Raw genomic sequence first — 18972 nt, forward strand, 5'->3', positions numbered from 1 at the left:
CGGCGCCCAGCGCCGGGCCGCGCCCGCTCAGTCCCGTTCGATCAGGTGCCCGACGATCTGCGGGCCCATCATGACCGCCTCGCCGGAACCGTCGCGGCGACGATCCGGCTCCGGCAGCTCCACCGGGTCACCCGTGGCGCTTGAACCGACCGGCCGTGGCCCCACCCAGGCCACCGCCAGCCGCGACTCTCCCTTGAGGAAGCGCTGCACCCGCACCCCTCCGGTCGCCCGGCCCTTCGCCGGGTACAGCGCGAACGGCGTCACCTTCACCTGATGACCCGTGGAGGTCACCACCATCGGCTCGCCGTGCTCCGGGTCATCCGTGGGCACCACGTGGAACGCGATCACCTCCGCGCCCGCCGACAGGCTGATCCCCGCCATGCCGCCGCCCTTGAGGCCCTGCGGGCGCACCAGCTTCGCCCCGAACCGCAGCAGCGCCGCGTCCGAGGTGACGAACACCAGCGACTCGCCGCCATCGGTGAGCCACGTGGCGCTGAGCACCTCGTCGCCCTCCTTGAGCGTGATCACCTCGAACTCGTCCGACCGCACCGGCCACTCCGGCGCGCACACCTTCACCACCCCGTGCCGGGTGCCCAGGGCGATGCCCGGCGAGCCCTCCGCGCCCAGCGGCGCCAGCCCGACCACCCGCTCCCCCGCCTCCAGCGGCACCAGCTCCGAGGCGGACATCCCGCCGCGCAGCGACACCGTGCCGGACTGCTCCGGCAGCACCGGCAACGGCAACACGTCCGTCTTGAACGCCCGGCCCCGGCTCGTCACCAGCAGCACCCGGCCACGCGCCGTCGAGTGCACCACCGAGCGCACCGCGTCGTGCTTGACCCGGCCGCTGCGGCGGCGCGCCTCCACGGACTCCTCGCTCTCCGCCGCGGTACGCGCGATCAGCCCCGTGGCGGACAGGATCACCTGGCACGGATCGTCGGCGACCTCCAGCGGCCCCGCCGGCACGGACGCCGCCAGCACCTCCTTGAGATCCCCACCGATCAGCGTCGTGCGGCGCGCGCCCGCGTGCTCGGCCGCGACCGCGGCCAGCTCGTCCGAGACCACCTGCCGCAGCACGGCGTCGTCGTCCAGGATGCGCGACAGCTCCGCGATCTCGGCGCGCAGCCGCTCCTGCTCGGTCTCCAACTCGATCCGGTCGAAGCGGGTCAGCCGGCGCAGCGGGGTGTCCAGGATGTACGTCGCCTGGATGTCGCTGAGCCCGAACTCGCTGATCAGTCCCGCCTTGGCCGCCGCCGCGTCGTCGCTGCCCCGGATCAGGGCCACCACCCGGTCGATGTCGATCAGCGCGATCAGCAGGCCGTCCACCAGGTGCAGACGGTCCTGCCGCTTGGTACGGCGGTGCGTCGTGCGCCGGGTCACCACCTCGTAGCGGTGCGCCAGGAACACCTCGAGCAGTTCCTTGAGGCCCAGCGTGCGCGGCTGCCCGTCGACCAGCACCAGGTTGTTGATGCCGAACGAGCTCTCCAGCGGGGTCAGCCGGTACAGATCCGCCAGCAGCGCCTGCGGGTTCACCCCGACCTTGCACTCGACGACCAGCCGGGTGCCGTGTTCGCGGTCGGTGAGGTCCTTGACGTCCGCGATGCCCTGCAGGCGCGGCGCCTGCCGCTGACCCTTGCGCGGGCCCGAGACGATCAGCTTGCCCTTCACCTCGTCCGTGATCGCCTCGATGATCTTCTCGCCGCCGATGCCGTACGGCAGCTCGGTGACCGTGATGGCCTGCCGCCCCCGGCCGCCCTCCAGCGGCCCCGTCTGGGCGCGGGCCCGCATCCGCACCACCCCACGGCCTGTCTCGTACGCCCGGCGCACCTCGTCCAGCCCCAGCAGCTGCCCGCCCGTGGGCAGGTCGGGGCCGGGCACGAACCGCATCAGCGTGTCCAGGTCGGCGTCCGGGTGGGTGATCAGGTGCTGGGCGGCGGCCACCACCTCGCCGAGGTTGTGCGGGATCATGTTGGTCGCCATCCCGACCGCGATGCCCGAGGTGCCGTTGACCAACAAATTCGGGAACGCGGCGGGCAGCACCTTGGGCTCTTGCTCCGAGCCGTCGTAGTTCGGCTTGAAGTCGACCGTGCCCTCGCCCAGCTCGCCGACCAGCAGCATCGCCTCGGGCGACAACCGGGACTCCGTGTACCGCTCGGCGGCCGGGCCGTCGTCCGGTGAACCGAAGTTGCCGTGCCCGTCGATCAGCGGGTTGTTGAGCGAGAAGTCCTGCGCCAGGCGCACCAGGGCGTCGTAGATCGCCAGGTTGCCGTGCGGGTGGAAGCGGCCCATCACGTCACCGGTGATCCGGGCCGACTTCACGTACGGCCGGTCGGGGCGGTGGCCCTGGTCGTACATCGAGTACAGGATGCGGCGGTGCACCGGCTTGAGGCCGTCGCGCGCGTCCGGCAGCGCCCGCGAGTGGATCACCGAGTACGCGTACTCCAGGTAGGAGTCCTCGACCTCGGTGGTCAGCGGATTGTCGACGATCCGTGCCCCCGCCTGCGCGAAGGCGGACATGTCGACCTGGGAGCGATCCGCCTTGCGGCGTGCCATACCGTGTTCTCCGTTCCGATACGCCGTCAGGCGTCGATGCTCTCCTCGTCGAGCCGGCCAGACGACTCGATCAGCCAGTTCTTGCGCGGCTCCACCCGCTCGCCCATCAGCAGGTCGAGCACCTGTTCGGCGTACTCGACGTCATCGAGCGTGATCCGCCGGACCGTCCGCACCGCCGGGTTCATCGTGGTGCTCCACAACTCCTCGGCGTCCATCTCGCCGAGACCCTTGAACCGGGGCACCGGCTTCTGCACCTGCTTTCCGGCCTTCTCCAGGCGGGCGACGGTCGATTCCATCTCCTGCTGGGTGTAGGTGTAGATCGTTTCGGAGTTGCGACCCTTGGTGACCACCTTGTGCAGCGGGGGCATGGCGGCGAACAGCCGTCCGGCCTCGATCACGGGTCGCATGTACTTGGCAAAGAGCGTGATGAGCAGCGTGCGAATGTGCGAGCCGTCGACGTCCGCGTCCGCCATGATCAGCACGCGTCCGTAGCGGAGGCTCGACAGGTCGAAGGTGCGGCCGGAGCCCGCACCGAGCACCTGCACGATCGCGGAACACTCGGCGTTGTCCAACACCTGCTGCAGGCTGGCCTTCTGCACGTTCAGGATCTTGCCGCGGATGGGCAATAGCGCCTGAAACTCGGACGATCGGGCCATTCTGGCGCTTCCGAGGGCCGAGTCGCCCTCCACGATGAACAATTCCGACTCGGCGACGCCGGTGGAGCGGCAGTCGACCAGCTTGGGAGGCATCGAGGCGCCCTCGAGCGCGGTCTTGCGCCGGGCCGCGTCCTTCTGCTGCTTCTGGGTCAGCCGCACCCGGGCCGCGTCGACGATCTTCTGCAGCACCGTGCGGGCCTCGGCCTTGGTGCGCCGCCCCTCCAGCCACTCCTTGATGTGCGCCTCGACCAGCCCCTGCAGCACCCGGGTGATGCCCGCCGTGGACAGCTCGTCCTTGGTCTGCGAGGTGAACTGCGGCTCCGGGATGCGCACGTGGATGACCGCGGTCATGCCCTCCAGCAGGTCGTCCAGGACGGGCGGGTCCTCCTTGGGCTTGAGCAGCCCGCGCGCGTTGCGGATCGCCTCGGTCAGCGCCCGGACCAGGGCCCGCTCGAAACCCTTGCGGTGGGTGCCGCCGTGCATGTTGCGGATCGTGTTGGTGAAGCACTCGACGGTACGGTCGTAGCCCGTGCCCCAGCGGAACGCGATCTCCACCTCGGCGCGCCGCTCCACGTTGGACTGCATGACGCCGTTGGCGTCGGCGGCGTTCTCCTTGTACGTCCCCTCGCCGGTGACCAGCAGGATGCCGGAGACCGGCTTGTCACCCGGCGGGGCCAGGAACTCCACCATGTCGGTGAGGCCGTTCGGGTAGTGGAACGTCTCCGTGGTGGGCTCGGGGCGGGTCTCGTCGCGCAGCGAGTAGGTGACGCCGGGGACGAGGAACGCGGTGTTGCGCAGCTTGGCCCGCACGGATTCCACGTCGAGGCGGGCGGCGCCCTCGAAGTAGCGGGGGTCGTACCAGTAGCGCACGGAGGTGCCGGTGGCCTCGCCGCGCTTCATCTTGCGCACCATGCGCAGGCCGGACTCGCGGTGGAACTTGGCGTTCGGACCCGGGCCGTCGAAGACGCCCGGCACGCCGCGGTGGAACGACATCTCGTGGACCTTGCCGCCGCGCTTGACCGTGACGTCCAGGCGCAGGGAGAGCGCGTTGACCGCGGAGGCGCCGACGCCGTGCAGGCCGCCGGAGGTCTTGTAGCCCGAGCCGCCGAACTTGCCGCCGGCGTGCAGCCGGGTGAGCACCAGCTCGACGCCGGTGAGGCCGGACTTGGCGTTGACGTCGGTGGGGATGCCGCGGCCGTCGTCGTCGACCTGCACGGAGCCGTCGGCGTGCAGGGTGACCGCGACGGTGGTGGCGAACTCGGCGACGCCCTCGTCGGTCGAGTTGTCGATGATCTCGTTGGCGAGGTGGTTGATGCCCCGGCTGTCGGTCGAGCCGATGTACATGCCCGGGCGCTTGCGCACCGCGTCGAGGCCCTCAAGGTGGGTGAGGTCGTCGGCCCCGTACAAGGTCTCCGGTTGCGCAGTCACGAGGTGGTACTCCCGAGCGAGGTGGCGATCGACCCGGCGAGCCTACCGGTCACCTCCGACGAGATTGCGGAGATGAGTGGAGCCCGCCGGGTCGCGCCCGGGCACAAGACGGACAAACGCCGTCAGGGCGTGAGCGACGACACGTCCGTGGCAATGCACTACGCGGCGACCAGGGCGCGCTCCGCGGGGCGCGCGGCGGGGACGGCGGCGCTCAGGGCGCGCCAGAGCTCGACGGGGTACGGCCGGCCGGTGATCGCCATCGGGGGCAGCTCCTGGTAGGCGATCAGCGTGTCGGTGACCTGCCGGGTCTGCGCGCAGACCACCACGGTGTCGTGCGGGGCGTACGTCTGCAGCCGCGACGCGGTGATGACCACCCGGCCGCTGACCATGCCCTGCCCGCCGTCGCGGGCCGCGTCGAGGTCCACGATCACCTCGCCGGTGGCGACACCGACCCGGGTCCGTACGGTGAACAGCCCGGCCAGCAGCCGCCCCCGCAGCGCCTGCTGGACGGCCAGCCCGGCCCGCACCGCGTCGCGCGCGGCGGCCACGGGGTCGCCGTCGACGCCGAAGACGGCCAGGACCGCGTCGCCGACGAACTTCTCCACCACTCCGCCGAACCGGCGCACCACGGTCGAAACGCGGGCGAAGTACTCCATCTGCAGCGCCCGTACCTCGGCGCAGTCGAGCTCCTCCACCAGGGCGGTGTATCCGACGATGTCGATGAACATGACCGTCACGTGCTGCCGACGGCACCGGGCTGGGCTCGTCACGACGTTCATGGCCACCTCGCTTCCCCGCGGTCGTGTTGGTGTCCTCACGCTGCCAGCCGGGCCTTTCGGAGGGATCCGCAGAACGACGTATCTCTGACACGGCCATCGACGGTCAGGTTTGTGACGCAGAACAGTCCGAACCGGGGAGAACGTGCTAGCCCCTTTCGGTTTAGGCTGCCGGGCATGGCCAGCGAGGGGGACGAGGCGCCACTGGTCGGGCGCGCGGCCACACTGGCTGAGCTACGTTCGGACCTTTCGGACGTCGGCCCGGCCGGGACGGCCGCCGTCTTCGTGACCGGTGAGAGCGGCGTCGGCAAGAGCCGGCTGCTGCAGGAGACCGCCGACGCGATGCGTGCGGCGGGTGCCGCCGTACTCTCCGGGGCCTGTCTGGACATCGGTGACGCCTCGCCGTTGCACCCGGTGCTGCAGGCCCTGCGCCGGTGCGGCCCGGCGCCGGACGCGGCGCCGACCGGCGGGCCGCCGGACGAGGCGGGGGCCCTGCTGGAGTGGGTGTCGCAGCGGTTGCAGGCGATCGCGGGCGACCGCCCGCTGCTGCTCGTCCTGGACGACCTGCAGTGGGCCGACCGCAGCACCCGGCAGCTGCTGCTCTACCTGCTGGCCGGGCTGGGCGAGGTCAACCTGTCCGTGCTGGCCGCGGTGCGGGCCGAGTCGCTGCAGGGTGCGCACCCGCTGCGCCGGGTGCTGGCGGAGCTGCGGCGGCTGCGATCGGTACGGGTGCTCGACCTGGCCCCGCTCGATCAGGACGGCACCCGGGAGCTGGTCCGGGCCATCGCGGGTGAGCAGGTGGCGGCCGAGGACGCCGAGCGGGTCTTCAAGCGCAGCGGTGGTAACCCGTTCGTGGCCGAGGAACTGGCGCGGGATCTGCGCGACGGCCGGGCCGAGCTGTCCGACACGCTGCGGGAGATCTTCCTGGCCCGCGTGGACGAGCTGCCCAAGCACGCGCACGCGGTGGTGCACGCGATCGCGGCCGGGGTGGAGCCGGTGGAGCACCCGGTGCTGTCCCGGGTGGTGCAGCTGGGCGACGGCGAGCTGCTGGAGGCGGTCCGGGCCGCGGTCGCGCACCGGTTCGTGCTCGGCGAGGCCGACGGGTACCGGCTGCGGCACCGGCTGGTGGCCGAGGTGCTGGAGCAGGAGGTGCTGCCCGCCGAACGGGCCGCCCTGCACCGCCGGTACGCCGAGGCCCTCGAAGCCGATCCCGCCGCCGACCACGCCGCGCTGGCGCACCACTGGCAGCAGGCCGGCGAACCGTTGCGGGCGCTGCCCGCCGTGGTGGCGGCGGCCCGCGACGCGGAGCGACTGTACGGCTTCTCGGAGGCGCACCGGTACTGGACGGTGGCGTTGGAGCTGGCCGGCGAGGGCACCCCGGAGACCGGTCGCACGGAGTTGCTGTCGCACGCGGCCGAGTCGGCGTACCAGTGCGGGGAGCACGCGCTGGCCCTGGCCCGCCTGGAGGAGCTGGCCGGGCGGCCGGACGCCCCGGGCGTCTGCACGCTGCACCTGCGCCGGGCCAAGTACCTGGCGGCGGCGGGCCGGACCGCCACCGCCGAGACGGAGTACGAGAAGGCGCTGGCGCTGGCCGACTGCACCCCGCGGGAGAAGGCCAGCGCCGCGGCCCACCTGGCGGAACTGCTGCTGCACCTGGGCCGGTACGCCGACGCGAACGCCCGCGCCCGGGAGGCGCTGGAGTTGGCGGAGCTGGACGGCGCCACGGCCGACCTGGTCCGGGCCAGCGCGGCGCTGGGCTTCAGTTCGGCGTTCCGGGAGGATCCGGACGCGGGGCTGGCGGTGATCCGGCACGCGGTCGAGATCGCGGAACGCTCGGGGCACCCCGACGACATCGGCTGCGCGTACCTGCACCTGGCCGAGCTGCTCACCGGGCCGCTGAACAGCCTGGAGGAGGGCGTGCTGGTGGCCCGCCGGGGCGCGGAGAAGCTGGCCGCGCTCGGGGTGGGGCGCACGTACCAGACGCGGCTGCTGGCGATCGCCGCGAACGGGCTGTTCCGGGTCGGCCAGTGGGCCGAGGCGGACCGGGTGCTGGCCGACGCGATGCGGCACCGCCCGTCCGGCGCGGACGCGGTGGAGTTGCTGCTGGCCCGGTGCCGGCTGTGGGTGGGCTTCGGCAACGAGGAGGCCGCCGACCGGGATCTGGACGCGATCGCCACGATGCTGGCCGGTGGCGGGGCCCGGCATGTGCTGCCGATGCTGACGTTGCGGGCCGGGCTGGCGATGTGGCGGGGCCGGCACGCGGAGGCGCGCGCCGCGGTGCAGCGCGGGCTCACCGAGACCCGCTCCGACGATCTGGTGCTGCTCGGGGTGCTGGCCTGGCACGGGCTGCGGGCGGAGGCGGAGGCGCACGCGTCCGGCGACGTGCCCGTGGACTCCGCTGTGGTGCGCCGGTTGAAGGTGGTCGTGGACCGGATGGGTCAGGGTGCCGGTGACGCGGCCGCCCCGGTCCGGGCCGTCATCGACGGGTACGTGGAGCTGTGCGCGGCCGAGCTGAGCCGCCTGGAGGACCGGCCCGACCCGGAGCCGTGGGCCCGCGCCGCCGCCACCTGGGACCGCCGCAAACAGCCCTACCCGGCGGCGTACGCGCGGCTGCGCCAGGCCGAGGCGGCGCTGGCCCGCAAGTCCCGCCGGGCCGTCGCGGTGACCGCGCTGCGGCAGGCGTTCGAGACCGCCCAGGCGATGGGTGCCCGGCCGTTCGCGGCCGAGATCAGCGCGCTGGCGGCCCGCGCGCGGGTGCCGCTGACCAGCGACGACACGGTCGACGTGGGTCCGGCGGCCCCCGCCGACGAGCTGGGTGTGCTGACCGAGCGCGAGCGTGAGGTGCTGGCCGCGGTGGCGGAGGGCCTGACCAACAAGGAGATCGGCCACCGGCTGTTCATCAGCGAGCGGACGGTCGGGGTCCACGTCGGGCACATCTTCGACAAGCTTCAGGTACGCACGCGGGTGCAGGCCAGCAGGGTCTTCCTGCGTGCGGCGTGACCTTTCCGTGACCTACGTACGCCGAATACGTCGTTCTACGGATCCCCGTACGCATCCGGGATGCAAGGCTGTTGGCACGGGGGAGCACCGCCCGGTGACGAGGTCGCCGGGCGGTGCTAGGGGGCCCCGGAGGACCTGACTCACGCTGGTGGAGGCAAACCGATGACGGAGTCGGTCTGGGGATCCGTGCACGACGACATGACCGCCCTGCTGAGCGGGCATCCCGACGACGTGCCCGCCGTCGTGGACCAGCTCACCAAGCTGCAGGACGTCCTGGAACGGGTGCCGCCGCTGCTGGCCAGCAACCCGCTCGCGGACTTCAACCGGCTGTACCTGAAGATCACTACGTCCGTACTCGAACGGCTCTACGCCGGACGCTTCGCCGACCCGGCGTTCCTGGCCCGGCTGGACGTCGAGTTCGCGGCCCGCTACTTCGACGCGCTGCGCCAGTTCGGCGACGGAAGCACCTGCTGCCCCCGGGCCTGGGGCGTGCTGCTGCGCCGCGTCGCCGGTCCGGACTGCCGCCCGCTGCCGTCGGCCGCCGCCGGGGTCAACGCCCACATCAACTTCGACCTGCCGTTCGCGCTGGTCACCACGTTCGACCACCTGGGCAGCGATCCGATCGACGACAGCGACCAGCACCGCGACTACCTGCAGATCAACGAGATCTTCGCGGAGAACATCCCGGGTCTGCGGCGCGGCTACCTGGAGCGGTGGCAGCTGCTCATCGACACCATGAACGGCGACCTCGACGACTGGTGGCAGGGCGAGCTGATCGAGTACACCCGCGACGTGGCCTGGCGCAACGCGCAGAAGCTCTGGGCCGTACGTCATGATCTCGCGGGCCTGGCGCAGGAGCGTGACCGGCTCGACCAGAACGCGGCCAGCCTGGGCCGCCTGCTGCTGTCTCCTCTGGGGGCCTTCCTGCAGTGAGCGTCCCGGGCCCGCGCCGGGGAGGACGCGGGCCCGGGTCGCGGATCACTTGACGGCGATGAGCCGGGCCGTGGCGGTGTCGCCGTCCTTCAGGCCCGCGACGCCGACCTGCGCGCCGGCCTTGATCGCGGAGGTCTCGGCGGGCTTGCGGTCCTGCCGCACCTTCAGCCTGTCGCCGAAGCTCCAGGTCTGCGCGAAGCCATCGGTGGACTTCACGGTCACCCCGTCCGCGCTGACGGCGGTGACCGTGCCGCGCTGCACGACGACCGTCCTGACGCCGCTCTTGGTCTGCACGGTGACCTCGCCGTGCAGGGTGTTCTTGCGCAGGAAGCGGCGGCCGGTGCCCTGCCCCGGCCCGTGCCTCTTCGCGTCGGCGGAGGCCGCGGTGGACGGCGTCGTGTCGTCCTCCAGCCCGGTCTCGAACCCGACCTGGGCCAGCACGGTCGCCTCGTCGGAGACGTCCGCGGCAGCCGCGGCGGGGGTGCTCGGGCCGGCGCCGCACGCGGTCAGGCCGAGCAGGCCCGCCAGCGACACCGTGGTGAGGGTCAGGGCGATCCGGGTACGTGTCATGGTGATCAGCCTTCCCGGGCCGTGCTCGGGGCTGGTCAGCGCTGTGTTCGGGCCGGGTAAGGAAGCTCGACCGTGAACCGGGCGCCGCCCTCGGCGGCATGGCCCGCCTCGATCGTGCCGCCGAGCCGCGCCACCAGCCGCGCGGCCAGCGCCAGGCCGAGCCCGCTGCCGACCTTGCGGATGCCCCGGTAGCGCTGGTGCAACGCACCCCGCTGGAACGCCACGGCCAGGTCGTCGTCGGTGAAGCCGGGGCCGCCGTCGCGCACCTCGACCACCCCGCCGGTGGCCGCGGCCCGGGCGGCCAGCACCAGCGGCGCGCCCGGCGGGACGATGCGCAGCGCGTTCTCGCAGAGCCCGTCGAGGACCTGGCGGATCCGGCCGGGATCGGTGTGCACGACGATCGGCTCCGGCGGCGCCTCGACCAGCAGCCGGGGCCCGTCCGGGACGCACCGGGGCGCCCACGCTTCGGCGGCCGCGCGGACCAGCTCCGCGAGGTCCACCTCGACGACGTCGATCGGCAGGTCGGCCGCCTCCAGCCGGGACAACACGAGCAGGTCGGCGATGAGCCGGTCCAGCCGTTCCGCCTCCGCCAGCATGGTGGCTCCGGCCTTCGGGGCGCCCTCGGCACCCACCACCCCGTCGGCGAGCGCCTCGGCGTACCCCCGGATCGTGGAAAGCGGCGTACGCAGCTCGTGTGACACCGACAGCAGGAAGTCGCGTTCCCGGCCCTCGCTGGTCTCCAGCGCCGCGGCGAGCTGGTTGAACGCACCGGCCAGCTCCGTGGCCTCGGCGGGCGGGCGCACCGCCAGCCGCACCGTGCGCTCCCCCGCCGCCAGTTGCGCGGCGGCCGCCGCGGCCTGCCGGATCGGGCGCGCGATGAACCGGGCCAGCAGGGCCCCGGCCAGCACCCCGCAGGCCAGCCCGGCCAGCAGCGCCAGCCACACCCCGCGCAGCACCCGGGCAGCGGTGCCGGTGGCCGGGCGGGTGAGCACCACCCCCGCGTCGTTGCCCCTCAGCGGGCGGCCCGCGATCAGCATGGCCCGGCCCCCGACGACGCCGCGCGTGTTCACCTGCGAGCCGTTCGCGACCTGCTGCACGATCCGCGGCGGCAGGCCGGGCGTGTCCGCCACGCCGCGGCGGATCAGGTACACCTGGACGCCCTCCTCGCGCAGCTGGCTGACGATCTTCTCGCGCGCCGCCGGGCGCTCGGTGCGCAGCAGCTCGACCGCGATGGCGCTCTTGTCCTGCAGGTCCACGCGGGCCGCGGTGTTGGCGGTGCGGACCGCGATCGGCACCGCCACCAGGGCCGTGACGATCACCGCGACGACCGCCGTGGCCGCAGTGACCAGGACGACCCGCCCGGCCAGGGTGCGGAAGAAGTCACGCATCGGCGGTGTAGCCGACGCCACGGACCGTCCGGATCAGGTGCGCGGCGTCGCCGAGCTTCGCGCGGACCTGCGCGACATGCACATCGACCGTACGGGTGCCCGCGTGCGAGGCGTACCCCCACACGCTGGCCAGCAGCTCCTCGCGGGTGAACACCCGCCCGGGGCGGCCCAGCAGGTGCCCGAGCAGGTCGAACTCCGTGGGGGTCAGCGCCAGCCGGCTGCCGTCGACCGTCACCTGGCGCCGGGCCGGGTCCAGCGTCACCGGCCCCAGGGTGCGCACCGGGGAGTCCGGCGGTCCCGCCGCGCGGCGCAGCAGCCCCTTGACCCGGGCGACGAGTTCCCGGGGGCTGAACGGCTTGGTGACGTAGTCGTCGCCGCCCAGCTCCAGGCCGAGGATGCGGTCCACCTCGTCGTCCCGGGCGGTGAGGAAGATGACCGGGGTCCAGTCACCGTCGGCGCGCAGCCGGCGGCAGATCTCGGTGCCCTCCATGCCCGGCAGCGCGATGTCCAGCACGCAGACCACCGGGCGCAGCCGGCGCGCGGCGGCCAGGCCGGCGGCGCCGTCGTGCTCCACGTGCACGCCGAAGCCGTCGCGGGACAGGTACAGCCGGACCAGGTCGGCGATCGGGCGCTCGTCCTCGACGACGAGCACCAACCCCTTGCCGGCCTGCGATTCGGTCACGGACCCATCATGCCGGGCGGGTCCGCGCCCCGGTGTTCGGGCAACGTAAGGGCGGGGCCCGGGCATAGGCTGACCGGGTTCACAAGGAGGCAGCTCATGGACAGTGTCGTCCATTTCGAGGTCCCGTTCGACGACGCCGAGCGGGCCACCACCTTCTATCGCGAGGCGTTCGGCTGGAAGCTCGACTCGATGCCGGACTTCGCGTACACGATGGTGACCACCACCGCGACCGACGAGCGGGGGCGGCCCAGCGAGCCCGGCGGGATCAACGGCGGCATGCTCAAGCGGGGCCAGATCACCTCGCCGGTGATCACGATCAACGTCGAGGACATCGACGACGCCCTGGCCCGCGTCGAGAAGCTGGGCGGCCAGGTGGCCATCGGGCGGCAGCCGGTCGGGGAGATGGGCTTCAGCGCGTACGTGCGCGACACCGAGGGCAACCTCATCGGCCTCTGGCAGAACGCCTGATCCGCGCCCGGCTCTCCGGACGCGGGCCCCGCCGGATTCCTTACCCGGGCCGCGCGCTCGCCGATCGGTGTGAAGTCCAGTGCACCGTCGCCGCCCCCGCGGCCAGGGAGAGCCGATGCGCACCGCTGCAGCATGCCGAGCCGCGTGCTCGCCGCAGCGCGCCCGGCGCCGGGTCGGCCCCCGCTCCGCCCATGGTCATGATGACGGTTTCACGCTGGTGGAGGTGCTGGTCTCGCTCGCGGTGATCGGCACGGTGATGACCGCGCTGGCGCCGTTCTTGATCCGCTCCCTCGCGGTGGTCGCGGATCAGCGCAACCGGGAGGTGGCCGTCCAGCTGGCGGGCGACGCGATCGAACGGGCCCGCGCGCTGACCGGCACCACGGCGCTGGCCGGGCGCAGCGAGGCGGCCACCAACGCGCAGTGGATCACCGCGCCGGCGGCGGTGCGGCCGTACCTGCGGACGATGTCCCCGGCCTGGGACACCTCCAAGCAGATCGACCCCAGCGCGGGCGTCGATGCGGGGCTGCCCACCAGCGCCGTCGAGGTGCCGGTCAACGGCCTCTCGTACAGTCAGAACTGGTACCTGGGCACCTGCCGGCAGCAGTTCGGCAGCGGCGGTCCGTGCGACGATCCCGCCGGGCCGGACCCGGAGCCGGCCCGGCCCGACGTGCCGTTCCTGCGCGTGGTCGCCACCGTGACGTGGCCCGACGGGTCCTGCCCGGACCGCTCCTGCACGTACGTGACCACCACGCTGATCAGCGCCGCGCCGGACCCGGTCTTCAACCTCGACCGGCCCGCGCCGAAGGTCGACGACCCGGGCCCGCAGACCGGCTACGCCAAGATCGCGACACCGGGGTTGCAGCTCACCTCCACCGGCGGGACCCTGCCCCTGGTCTGGACCGTGACCGGCCTGCCGCCGGGCCTGACCGCCGCGGAGAGCGGCATGATCACCGGCACGCCGGACGATCCCGGCGCCAACGTGGTCTACACCGTCACGGCCACGGTCAAGGACCGGCGGGGCCGCACCGACAGCGCCAGCTTCCCGTGGACCGTCTGGGCCGCCCCGGTGCTGATGAGCCCCGGCGACCAGAGCACCCACACCGGTTCACCCACGTGGCTGGCCATGGGCCTGACCCACGCGGTCGACCCGGTCGCCTGGACCGCCACCGGGCTGCCCGCGGGCCTGTCCATCGACCAGGCCGGTGTCATCTCCGGCACCCCGACCGCGACCAGCCGTACGGTCTCGCGGGTCACGGTCACCGCCACGGACAAGCCGGGCCGCAGCAGTCAGGTGAGCTTCAACTGGACCGTGGTGACCCTCGCGGTGCCCGCGATGGCGACCCGCACGGACCGGATCCGCGACAGCGTGAACTTCTCCGCACCCGCTCCCACGGGCGGCGTGGGGCCGTACACGTACCGGATCGAGGGGGTTCCGGGTGAGGCCCGGGACATCTCGATCGACCCGGCCACCGGGGTGATCTCCGGCCGCGTCGCGTACGCCAACCGCTTCTTCACGACCGTCTACGTGAAGGACGCCAACGGCGACGAGGTCAGCACGACCTTCCTGTGGAACGTGGGGGCCAGCCAGCCCAACGACCTGGTGATCACCGCGCCCGACCCGGCGACCCCGGACCAGACCGGCACCGTGGGCCGGGCCGTCAGCCTGAACACGGACCTGACCGGGGGCAGCAGCAGCGACGTCACCTGGTCGGCCGTGGGCCTGCCGCCGGGCCTGTCCATCAGGGCGCGCGGCAGCCAGGGCGGCGTGATCACCGGCACCCCGACCACCGCCGGAACGTTCCGCGTGACGCTCAAGGTCGTGGACTCCACCAACAAGTACGCGCTCGTGGTCTTCGACTGGACGGTGCTGCCGTGAGGGCCGCCGTACGCGCGTGGCGGCGCCGGAACCGGCGCGACGACGAGGGCATGACCCTGCTCGAGGTGATGCTCGCGATGAGCATCCTGGGTGTCCTCATGATGATCTTCACCAACGCGGTGCTGGAGGTCTACCACCTGGTCGACCGCGCGGAGAACGGCGCGGCGGTGCAGAGCCAGCTGCACCTCAGCGTCGAGCGGCTCGACCAGAACGTCCGCTACTCCTCCGGGATCACCGAACCCAACACGACCCCGGTCGGCGGCGCCTGGTACGTGGAGTACCTCACCATCAACCCGACCAACTCGCAGCAGGAGTGCCACCAGCTGCGCCTGGCCCCGGCGCCGGGCGCCGGGTCGACCGGCGCGGTCGGGGTGCTCCAGCTGCTGCGCTGGATCCCCGGGCACCCACCGGCGGCGGGCAGCGCAGGGCAGACCATCGCCTCCCAGATCGTGCTGCCGGGCGGCAACGTCCCGGTGCCGTTCGAGCGGACGATGGCCGGCACGAGGTCGCAGCCCAGCGCCCCGGTCGGGAGTGCCTTCACGCCGGACTTCATGCGCCTGCGGCTGCAGCTGACCGCGAGCGCGGGCCGGGCCACCAGCACGGCCCGGATGACCTTCACCGCCCTCAACACCTCCCGCGACACGGCCGCGGACAACGTCTGCCGCGAGGGGAGGCCGTAGTGAGGCTCCCCAGCCGGACACTGCGCCGCCCCGACGCCGATCGGGGCTCGCTGCCCATCGCCATGCTGCTCACCCTGGTCGGCCTGGCGATGAGCGCGCTGCTGGTCCCCGCGGTGGTCCAGCAGGTGCGCGGCACCCAGGGCGCCTCCGAGCGGACCCGGGCGCTGCACGCCGCCGAGGCCGGCCTGGACGCCGCGATGGGCCAGATCCGGGCGGCCGTCGACGGCACCGGCGCGGGTGACGCGGCCCGCCTGCCGACCGGCCAGCTGGACGGCAACGCCGCACCGGACGGCGGCCAGCGTTACCGGGTCACGTTCGCGTACCGCGATCTCGACGGCAACCCGCTCGGCCCGGTCATCACCGAGCAGCCGGGGAGCGCCGTGCTGACCTCGACCGGCGTCGCCGGCCCGGACGGCGCCTTCGACGCGCGCACCGCGGGCGCCCGTACGCTGCGGGCCACCTACTCGTTCCGTACGTCGAACGAGCACATCCCGGGCGGCCAGATCCATGTCCGCAGCGCCCGCGCGGACCTGTGCGTGGACGCCGGTTCGGCCGACCCGGCGCCGGGCACCGCGGTGACGATGCAGGCGTGCGTGGACGCGCCGCAGCCGCCGTCGCAGCTGTTCGCGTACAACCCCGATCTGACCATCACGCTGGTGTCGTCGCGGACCTCGGCGAACCCGGCCGGGATGTGCCTGGACGCCGGCACGCCGCACTCGGCGGGTGCCACGGTGCGGGTAGAGCGGTGCGCCGGGACCAGCCCGGCCGCGGCACGCCAGCAGTGGAGCGCCAACGACGTCGCGAACTTCATGGGCACCAGCGACGGCACGAGCCTGGACAACTTCTGCTTCAACGTGCTGCAGCCCGACACCGTCGGCAGCACGGTCGTGCTCGGCACGGGCGGCAACTGCTGGGGCGACTACGACAACAAGCAGACGTTCCAGCCGGATCCGGCCGTGGGCGCCGGTGCCGCCGGGGCCGCCACCGGCCAGCTGGTGAACTACGAGCAGTTCGGACGCTGCCTGGACGTCACCGAGAAGAACACGGGCGCGGGATATCTCATCGCGTGGCCGTGCAAGCAGGCACCCAACCCCAACAACGTGGGCTGGAACCAGCGGTGGAAGCTGCCCGCGGTGGGCGGGACGAGCAACACCGGCACCGGCCCGATCACCGTCACGGTCGGCGGCAGGGAGTACTGCCTGAAGAGCCCCGGCTCGACCAACGCGTACCCGACCGTGACGGCGTGCCCGAGCGGCACGCTGCCCGCGGAGCTGACCTGGACGGTGTACGGCGACACCGGGACCTACGCGACGAGCTACCAGATCGTCGACGGCGCCCACCCGACGACCGCCGGGCTGTGCCTGGCCGCGGCCGACCTGAAGGCCACACCGCCGCAGCTGTACGACCCCGCCAGGTACAAGGGCCCGCCGATCGCCCGCATCGTGCTGCGTACGTGTGACGGCAAGGCGGCGCAGAAGTGGAACGCCCCCGCGGACCTGTCGCTGCCCACGCCGTTGCGGGACGTCCACGAGCGGACCGGCTGAGCCGCCGCCCCGCTCACCCGGTGGGCGGGGCACCGCCGGGGATGGCCGCGAGGTCGTCGTCGCGCACGGCCCGTTCGAGTGCCCGCAGTCCGGGACCGTCCTGCAGGCCGAGCTCCTCGAACAGCAGGTCGCGGACCCGCGCGATCGCGGCCAGCGCGTCGTCGCGGCGCCCCGCCCGGTACAGGGCGGCGGCGTACAGCTCCCACAGCCGTTCCCGGTACGGCGTCTCGCGCACCAGCCGGTCGAGTTCGGTGACGCACCAGCCGGCGTCGCCGAGCAGCAGGCGGGCTTCCGCGCGGTCCTGCACCGCCTGGGCGCGCAGGTTCTCCAGCTGGGCGATCGTGGGCCCGGTGAACGGCTCACCGGGAAAGTCGGCCAGCGGGTCACCCCGCCACTCGGCCAGCGCCGCGTCGAGCGTCCGCGCCGCCCCGGCCGGTTGCCCACCGGTCAGCGCCTCGCGGCCCGCCGCCGCTCCCCCGGCGAACCGGCACACGTCGATCCGCTCGGGTGCCACGTCCATGAGGTAGCCGTTCTCGCGGCCGACCAGCGACTTCCCGGCTGTCTCCAGCGCCTCGCGCAGGGCGGCCACCTGGTCGTGGACGTGCGCGGCGGCACCGGGCGGCGGCGCGCCGTGCCAGAGCTGGCCGATGATCCGCTCCACCGGCACGAGCTGGCCCGGCCGCAGCAGGAGCACGGCGAGAACGGCCCGCCGGGTACGGGACCCGAGCGCGAGGCAGCGCCCGTCCGCGCCGCAGACCCGCAGCGGCCCGAACAGATGGAAAGTCAGTTCCCCGGCCACGAGCAGACGCTACCCGTCCGGGGCGGGGCGCAGGCGCAACGACCGGGCGGGAACACCCCGGACGCGGCAGGATGGAGGCCATGGCGTACGTGAATCCGTCCGGCGAGTTCACCCGCGATCAGCGTTACATCGCCACCCGCGTCACGGCCGACGGCCGCGACGGCTACCCCGTCGAGCCGGGCCGGTACCGGCTGGTGGTGAGCCGGGCCTGCCCGTGGGCGAACCGCACGATCATCGTGCGCCGCCTGCTCGGCCTGGAGGACGCCCTCTCGATGGGCATCGCCGGTCCCACGCACGACCCCCGGAGCTGGACCTTCGACCTGGACCCGGGCGGCCGCGACCCGGTGCTCGGCATCGAACGGCTGCAGGAGGCGTTCTTCGCCCGCTTCCCCGACTACGACAAGGGCATCACGGTGCCGGCGATCGTGGACGTGCCGACGGGACAGGTGGTCACCAACGACTTCGCGCAGATCACCCTCGACCTGAGTCTGGAGTGGAGCCGGTACCACCGCGAGGGCGCGCCGCAGCTCTACCCGGAGGCGCTGCGCGACGAGATCGACAAGGTGAACCGCTACGTGTTCGCCGACGTCAACAACGGCGTCTACCGGGCGGGTTTCGCGGGCACCCAGGAGGCGTACGACAAGGCGTACCACCGGCTGTTCGACCGGCTCGACTGGTTGTCGGACCGGCTGAGCGCCCAGCGCTACCTCGTCGGGGACACCATCACCGAGGCGGACGTGCGGCTGTTCACCACGCTGGTCCGGTTCGATCCCGTGTACCACGGCCACTTCAAGTGCAACCGGCAGAAGCTGAGCGAGATGCCGGTGCTGTGGGCGTACGCGCGGGACCTGTTCCAGACGCCCGGCTTCGGCGACACGATCGACTTCGTGCACATCAAGCGGCACTACTACGTCGTGCACACCGACATCAATCCGACCCAGGTCGTGCCGGCCGGTCCGGATCTGGCGGGCTGGCTGACCGAGCACGGGCGGGCGGCGCTGGGCGGGCGGCCGTTCGGCGACGGCACCCCGCCGCCGCCTCCGCGCCCGGAGGAGGTCGTGCCCGCGGGCCACGGCGCGGCCTGAGTCCCCACGGGCTGATCAGGTTTCGTACGGTTCCAGCGCCGCGCGCAGCAGCGCTTCGAGGTCGCGCTGCTGGGCGGGGGTGAGGTGGGCCAGCAGCCGCTGCTGCTCGGCGAGCCCGGCGCCGACCGCCCGGTCCGCGACCTGCCACCCCTGTTCGGTGAGGCTGACCAGGACGCCGCGCCGGTCGTGCGGATCGGGGGCGCGGCGCACCAGGCCCGCCCTCTCGAGGCGGTCGAGCCGGGCGGTGGTGCCGCCGCTGCTGAGCATCATGGAGGCGGCCAGCGCACCCGGGGACAGCTGGAACGGCTCCCCGGCGCGGCGCAGGGTGGCCAGCACGTCGAACTCGGGGCGGCCGATGCCGTGCCGCCCGTACGCCCGGGCCACCTCGTCGCCCGACACCTGGGCCAGCCGGTAGACCCGGCCGAAGATCGACATGGCGGTGGTGTCGAGGTCGGGGCGCTCGCGGGCCCACTGGTCGATGATGCGGTCCACGCCGCGGGGATGACCCATGTCTCCATTCTCTCGACGTCGAGCTTC

15 protein-coding genes are annotated in these 18972 nt (G+C 73.0%); 7 read left to right on the top strand and 8 right to left on the bottom strand.

The genetic code is table 11. The annotated features are described in order from the left end of the window. Nucleotides 1-27: 27 nt before the first annotated feature. From EV385_RS04280 to EV385_RS04290, 3 genes are all read right to left on the bottom strand, one after another. Complete coding sequence (locus EV385_RS04280; protein ID WP_130508268.1) at nt 28-2550, bottom strand: DNA gyrase/topoisomerase IV subunit A; 2523 nt, start codon at nt 2548-2550, stop codon at nt 28-30. Nucleotides 2551-2576: 26 nt separating this feature from the next. Continuing rightward, on the bottom strand, nt 2577-4634 hold the full coding sequence (locus EV385_RS04285) for a DNA gyrase/topoisomerase IV subunit B (RefSeq protein ID WP_130508269.1): 2058 nt from the start codon (nt 4632-4634) through the stop codon (nt 2577-2579). A 158-nt stretch (nt 4635-4792) separates the two neighbouring features. After that, complete coding sequence (locus tag EV385_RS04290; RefSeq protein ID WP_130508270.1) at nt 4793-5413, bottom strand: adenylate/guanylate cyclase domain-containing protein; 621 nt, start codon at nt 5411-5413, stop codon at nt 4793-4795. A gap of 174 nt (nt 5414-5587) precedes the next feature. Between EV385_RS04290 and EV385_RS04295 the strand changes: the two genes are divergently transcribed. Together EV385_RS04295 and EV385_RS04300 are read left to right on the top strand one after the other, a co-directional pair. Further along, nucleotides 5588-8410, top strand: a complete 2823-nt coding sequence (locus EV385_RS04295) for a helix-turn-helix transcriptional regulator (protein WP_130508271.1) — start codon at nt 5588-5590, stop codon at nt 8408-8410. A 162-nt stretch (nt 8411-8572) separates the two neighbouring features. Beyond that, nucleotides 8573-9343 (top strand): DUF5995 family protein, encoded by a 771-nt coding sequence (locus EV385_RS04300; RefSeq protein ID WP_130508272.1) that lies wholly within the window; start codon nt 8573-8575, stop codon nt 9341-9343. Between the two features lie 45 nt (nt 9344-9388). Here the strand turns inward: EV385_RS04300 and EV385_RS33755 are convergent, their stop codons facing one another. From EV385_RS33755 to EV385_RS04315, 3 genes are read right to left on the bottom strand one after another with little or no spacing between them, the layout of a single operon-like run. Next, a complete protein-coding gene (locus EV385_RS33755; protein WP_165449386.1) occupies nt 9389-9913 on the bottom strand; it encodes a hypothetical protein in 525 nt (174 codons plus the stop codon). A gap of 35 nt (nt 9914-9948) precedes the next feature. Then, on the bottom strand, nt 9949-11301 hold the full coding sequence (locus EV385_RS04310) for a HAMP domain-containing sensor histidine kinase (RefSeq protein WP_130508273.1): 1353 nt from the start codon (nt 11299-11301) through the stop codon (nt 9949-9951). Then, the gene (locus EV385_RS04315; protein ID WP_242624692.1) at nt 11294-11983 is read right to left on the bottom strand and encodes a response regulator transcription factor; all 690 of its coding nucleotides are present in this window, start codon (nt 11981-11983) and stop codon (nt 11294-11296) included. The genes EV385_RS04310 and EV385_RS04315 overlap by 8 nt, the downstream gene beginning before the upstream one ends. A 96-nt stretch (nt 11984-12079) precedes the next feature. Between EV385_RS04315 and EV385_RS04320 the strand changes: the two genes are divergently transcribed. From EV385_RS04320 to EV385_RS04335, 4 genes are all read left to right on the top strand, one after another. Further along, complete coding sequence (locus tag EV385_RS04320; RefSeq protein WP_130508275.1) at nt 12080-12451, top strand: VOC family protein; 372 nt, start codon at nt 12080-12082, stop codon at nt 12449-12451. Nucleotides 12452-12566: 115 nt separating this feature from the next. After that, nucleotides 12567-14327: a putative Ig domain-containing protein gene (locus EV385_RS04325; protein ID WP_130508276.1), complete on the top strand. Its 1761-nt coding sequence runs from the start codon at nt 12567-12569 to the stop codon at nt 14325-14327. Then, nucleotides 14324-15007, top strand: a complete 684-nt coding sequence (locus tag EV385_RS04330; RefSeq protein ID WP_130508277.1) for a type II secretion system protein — start codon at nt 14324-14326, stop codon at nt 15005-15007. Before EV385_RS04325 ends, EV385_RS04330 begins: the two co-directional genes overlap by 4 nt. Beyond that, complete coding sequence (locus EV385_RS04335; RefSeq protein WP_130508278.1) at nt 15007-16551, top strand: ricin-type beta-trefoil lectin domain protein; 1545 nt, start codon at nt 15007-15009, stop codon at nt 16549-16551. Before EV385_RS04330 ends, EV385_RS04335 begins: the two co-directional genes overlap by 1 nt. A gap of 13 nt (nt 16552-16564) precedes the next feature. On the opposite strand, the gene EV385_RS04340 is transcribed toward EV385_RS04335, so the two are convergent. Beyond that, nucleotides 16565-17350: an AfsR/SARP family transcriptional regulator gene (locus EV385_RS04340; RefSeq protein WP_130508279.1), complete on the bottom strand. Its 786-nt coding sequence runs from the start codon at nt 17348-17350 to the stop codon at nt 16565-16567. Nucleotides 17351-17430: 80 nt separating this feature from the next. Between EV385_RS04340 and EV385_RS04345 the strand changes: the two genes are divergently transcribed. Further along, nucleotides 17431-18435, top strand: coding sequence for a glutathione S-transferase family protein (locus EV385_RS04345; protein ID WP_130508280.1), 1005 nt, complete (start codon nt 17431-17433; stop codon nt 18433-18435). Nucleotides 18436-18450: 15 nt separating this feature from the next. Here EV385_RS04345 and EV385_RS04350 read toward each other — a convergent pair whose 3' ends face one another. Then, nucleotides 18451-18945, bottom strand: a complete 495-nt coding sequence (locus EV385_RS04350; protein ID WP_130508281.1) for a MarR family winged helix-turn-helix transcriptional regulator — start codon at nt 18943-18945, stop codon at nt 18451-18453. Between the last annotated feature and the right edge of the window lie 27 nt (nt 18946-18972).

Origin of the sequence: Krasilnikovia cinnamomea (genome assembly GCF_004217545.1) — a bacterium.
Taxonomy (GTDB): Bacteria; Actinomycetota; Actinomycetes; order Mycobacteriales; family Micromonosporaceae; genus Actinoplanes; species Actinoplanes cinnamomeus.

Excerpts from the sequence above, each read along its gene's own strand:
- EV385_RS04280 (WP_130508268.1), bottom strand. The coding sequence starts at position 2,550 with ATGGCACGCCGCAAGGCGGATCGCTCCCAGGTCGACATGTCCGCCTTC.
- EV385_RS04310 (WP_130508273.1), bottom strand. The coding sequence starts at position 11,301 with ATGCGTGACTTCTTCCGCACCCTGGCCGGGCGGGTCGTCCTGGTCACT.
- EV385_RS04345 (WP_130508280.1), top strand. The coding sequence starts at position 17,431 with ATGGCGTACGTGAATCCGTCCGGCGAGTTCACCCGCGATCAGCGTTAC.
- EV385_RS04320 (WP_130508275.1), top strand. The coding sequence starts at position 12,080 with ATGGACAGTGTCGTCCATTTCGAGGTCCCGTTCGACGACGCCGAGCGG.
- EV385_RS04325 (WP_130508276.1), top strand. The coding sequence starts at position 12,567 with ATGCGCACCGCTGCAGCATGCCGAGCCGCGTGCTCGCCGCAGCGCGCC.
- EV385_RS04290 (WP_130508270.1), bottom strand. The coding sequence starts at position 5,413 with ATGAACGTCGTGACGAGCCCAGCCCGGTGCCGTCGGCAGCACGTGACG.
- EV385_RS04300 (WP_130508272.1), top strand. The coding sequence starts at position 8,573 with ATGACGGAGTCGGTCTGGGGATCCGTGCACGACGACATGACCGCCCTG.
- EV385_RS04350 (WP_130508281.1), bottom strand. The coding sequence starts at position 18,945 with ATGGGTCATCCCCGCGGCGTGGACCGCATCATCGACCAGTGGGCCCGC.
- EV385_RS33755 (WP_165449386.1), bottom strand. The coding sequence starts at position 9,913 with ATGACACGTACCCGGATCGCCCTGACCCTCACCACGGTGTCGCTGGCG.
- EV385_RS04295 (WP_130508271.1), top strand. The coding sequence starts at position 5,588 with ATGGCCAGCGAGGGGGACGAGGCGCCACTGGTCGGGCGCGCGGCCACA.